This is a genomic window from Cysteiniphilum litorale (genome assembly GCF_003428165.1).
In the GTDB taxonomy this organism is placed as follows: Bacteria; Pseudomonadota; Gammaproteobacteria; order Francisellales; family Francisellaceae; genus Caedibacter; species Caedibacter litoralis.
The window spans coordinates 1-3,468 of record NZ_QLIQ01000090.1 but is presented as its reverse complement, the minus strand read 5'-3'; the positions used below and the strand labels follow the sequence as shown (position 1 = coordinate 3,468).

4 protein-coding genes are annotated in these 3,468 nt (G+C 37.6%); 2 read left to right on the top strand and 2 right to left on the bottom strand.

Going from position 1 to position 3,468, the window contains the following annotated elements; all coding sequences use genetic code 11:
• Positions 1 to 466 precede the first annotated feature (466 nt).
• Positions 467 to 979 (bottom strand): C40 family peptidase, encoded by a 513-nt coding sequence (locus DNJ75_RS14435; RefSeq protein WP_117004137.1) that lies wholly within the window; start codon positions 977 to 979, stop codon positions 467 to 469.
• Between the two features lie 180 nt (positions 980 to 1,159).
• Here DNJ75_RS14435 and DNJ75_RS14430 point away from each other — a divergent pair, with 180 nt between their 5' ends.
• Entirely contained in the window at positions 1,160 to 1,981 is an 822-nt protein-coding gene (locus DNJ75_RS14430) for an outer membrane beta-barrel protein (protein ID WP_206609122.1), read from the top strand.
• An 8-nt stretch (positions 1,982 to 1,989) separates the two neighbouring features.
• Here DNJ75_RS14430 and DNJ75_RS14425 read toward each other — a convergent pair whose 3' ends face one another.
• Complete coding sequence (locus DNJ75_RS14425) at positions 1,990 to 2,865, bottom strand: hypothetical protein (RefSeq protein WP_117004136.1); 876 nt, start codon at positions 2,863 to 2,865, stop codon at positions 1,990 to 1,992.
• A gap of 118 nt (positions 2,866 to 2,983) precedes the next feature.
• Here DNJ75_RS14425 and DNJ75_RS14420 point away from each other — a divergent pair, with 118 nt between their 5' ends.
• Complete coding sequence (locus DNJ75_RS14420) at positions 2,984 to 3,346, top strand: hypothetical protein (RefSeq protein ID WP_117004135.1); 363 nt, start codon at positions 2,984 to 2,986, stop codon at positions 3,344 to 3,346.
• Positions 3,347 to 3,468 lie beyond the last annotated feature (122 nt).

Sequence of the window (3,468 nt, the reverse complement as noted above, 5' to 3'; positions counted from 1 at the left end):
CGTCTTCACAAAAAATCAAAAAATCAAAAAAAACACAAAAAATCTGTAGTGCCTTAACTCAACTTTGTGTATGGCTCAATGCCTTATGCTGTCTACGTTTCAGAAATTTTGCTTACCAAGTTGGGTATCAACACTCAGTCACTGGCTGAGCATAAGTCGAAGCCCGTATAAGTACCTATGCAAATATTATCAGGTGTTTTTTAGATTCTCTGGCTTGACCCGAATATCCATTATTACCAAGAAACTACTGTTTAGGTACTTACATGTCAAATTTATTAGCACTCCCTTTGACTTACGCTCAGGGAGCAATTAGCTTTTTTGGGCGAAACCCATCGCATTTAATAATCAAGTATTATCATTGTAATTGGTAATTTATTTATTGGTAGTTATTTCTTTTACGCCTTCATAATTTTTTATGACGCAAGTAACTCCTCCCTATGAGAATACGTAACATACGGATATTGCTTTAAAAAAATTTTAATTTCTGCCACCAACTCTTGTTGTGAATATTTTTCTCAAGCTTTTCACGCTTAATTGCCAATGAGGTTCTTAAATCATTCGGCGTTAAACGGTGTGAAGCAAAGTCACTGTTGGTTAGCGGTGATTTTGCTGCTTTAAATGCGGCATCAATAAGCTCGGAGCAGAACCACTTATCATGCTCATCGATCCAGTCACGACGCCACAAGCCAAGACCCAATGCCGATGAGTAATCATATTTCTTGCCAAGTTGGCTATTTAAAAAACTCATCAGATCGCTTTTTTGTGCGTCACTGATTTCTGTACGCCAAGTTTCTAGCATATCTTGAGATTTTCGTAAGTCATCATAGCTACGCTTATAAACACCTAATGAACCATTACTGCTATAGCAATCATCATCCACTTGTAATTCGACATGTGAGAAATGTGAACGTGTTACCCAACGAATACCATAACTAACGGGATGATATTTGCGACCAAAATATATTTGAATGAGAGGCATAACAATTTCCTTTTTATCTTTCCATCAACTCCTTGGCAATTATAGCTAAGGATTATCATAATAAGCGAAATGTTAATAGAAATAAGCGTATCGTATTTGATTTTTCCAAATTTTTACGTTAATTTGCGCGAACCAAAAATAGGTCTTTGGTACAAAACAAATCTATAGGGGGTTTATCTCATGACAAAAATGAACAAAATAATTGGCTTATCAGCGATTGCATTATTAAGCATCTCTGCAGCAAATGCTGGCGCGCAAAGTGGTTTAGTCGTTGGTGGCAACGTTGGTTACTCATTTGCACAAAATGGTTTTGCAAACCACAAAGGTGGTGTAGCTTTCGGCGGTTTAGTTGGTTATGACTACGCTTTAAATCGCAGCGTTAGTGTTGGTGCTGAAATGGATTTGCAATATGCAAACCAAGTATCAAAAACAGCAGGTAACAAAATCAATGTTTGGAATGTGCCATTATTCTTAGTTGGTAAGTACTACTTTGGTAGCAACAAACAGTTTAATGTCTTTGGTAAAGCAGGTTATGCATGGAACCGTGTTGGCGCCAATGATAACTATAGCAAAATCTTCAGACCTGTTGTTGCAGTGGGTGCTGGTTACCAATTGTCTCGCACAATGAACGTATTTGCACAATACCAATACAACTGGTTACCACAAGGTGGTCATAGCATGGGGCAAGCAACAGCTTCTGTTGGCTTGACTTATACGATCCCAATGGGTCCAAGCAATTATTTCTCAAATGAAGAGAATAATGCAATCGGTCAAGAGCAACCTGTAATGCATAATCAGCCAGCTGCAGCTGAAGCACCAACAGCTATTGGTAATGCAACATATACTGTGAAAAAAGGTGATACATTATATGATATCGCTGTAGCACATGGCTTATCAAAAACTAAAGGCGCTAACTGCATTGCTAAAGAAAATAACATCACTAACCCATCTAAGATCCGTGTAGGTCAAAAGCTTGTTATTCCAGCAGTACACTCTTGCTAATCATTGTACTACATAAGATACAAAAGCTTTAAGCCAACAGCACTGATATTGCTATTAATGCTATGGTTTTTCGCAGGAACATAAATATAGCTTGCCCATGGCGCGATAATAAAGCGCCCATAACTGCTATCAAAATTAAAGCCAAGGCCTAATAGTGAATATAATCCACCATGATTCGTGGTGTTTTGTGACAACGTGGCTAAGCCATTGGCTTGATAAAAATCCACTTGCGTATTGTTGTAATAGATATAACCAAGCTCAGCACGGCTTGAGATTGAAAAATGACGATTAAAATGAAATGTACTTGACTGCAATACCCCAGCATGTAGATATAGATCATCTTGATTGGTGCCACTGGTATTGACCAATGCCAACATCATCGGCTCTGTCGTCCGATATTTTGAGTAATTTGCCGTAGTATAAACACCTGGGGTGATATGAAATCGCCCCTGAATAAACTCATAACCAAAACTTAAAGTTGAGGTTGCAAAGTAGTGTTGAAGATTGGTATGTTGATCAATATTATAATCATTTGCGCGCAGATTAACGCGCCCTGTTCCTGCCGCGCCATGAATATACCAATGCGCTTGCCAATGATTATAAGTGCTAATCACACCAAAAATAGCGCCACCCATCCATTCAGATGTTGTTGCCGTGCCAACAACATTAAAAAGATTCAAACGACTATGGGTATAGCGCGCCTCTAGCGTTGGACCAAAGTACCAGTGATTATCCAGTCGATTATCTGAATTATGCAATGCCATCGTAGGATGCAAATCATCTTGGTCATGATTATCGACAACATTTGCTGCAATAGCAGATTCAACCAAGGCTAACATCACACAGAGGCAACTATAAAAAGAGGTCTTATTTCTTATATCCATTGTTTTGTTTAAGCTCCATCTAGTCATTCTTAGATTGAGTATAGTTGATAATTGCAAACCATCATTATTTCTTTGGCTATACTCAACATGTGTGCGATCAATCTTAACTGGGGTAATGATGATGAATGAGTTATTTTTGTTTGGTCTACTTGCTTGCTTTATATTTGTTAGTCTTATTATGGTTTGGGTGAATACGGTAGCGATTATTTACCTTAAAAAGCAACTTACTGAGATAGATAAAAAGCTAAACCATACCTCTTTTAAACCCGACGTAATAAATAAACCTCCCATCCCCGAAGCTATTGAGATAGAAATAGCAAAAGGCATAATGGCTAATACATCCTCAGCACTTCAAAAAGATTCATTAGTCATTCAAGATATGTCAACCAATGAAATGGATCAAAAGCACAACCCCTCATCGCAAATATCTTTTATCAAACGATGGTTCACCAGTGAAAAATTCATCATGATGCAAATATAATACCCCAAGAAATTTAAACAGTATCTTTTGAAATTCATTTCCGATATATTGTTGAAAGTAAAATGAATAGAGGGCGTATTTGTGAGCACAAAAAGAGCAAGTTACTCGTCAGAGTTTAAAGT

What these genes read in the sequence shown, in the direction of transcription:
- DNJ75_RS14430 (WP_206609122.1), top strand. Translation starts at nt 1,160, where the DNA reads ATGACAAAAATGAACAAAATAATTGGCTTATCAGCGATTGCATTATTA.
- DNJ75_RS14435 (WP_117004137.1), bottom strand. Translation starts at nt 979, where the DNA reads ATGCCTCTCATTCAAATATATTTTGGTCGCAAATATCATCCCGTTAGT.
- DNJ75_RS14420 (WP_117004135.1), top strand. Translation starts at nt 2,984, where the DNA reads ATGATGAATGAGTTATTTTTGTTTGGTCTACTTGCTTGCTTTATATTT.
- DNJ75_RS14425 (WP_117004136.1), bottom strand. Translation starts at nt 2,865, where the DNA reads ATGGATATAAGAAATAAGACCTCTTTTTATAGTTGCCTCTGTGTGATG.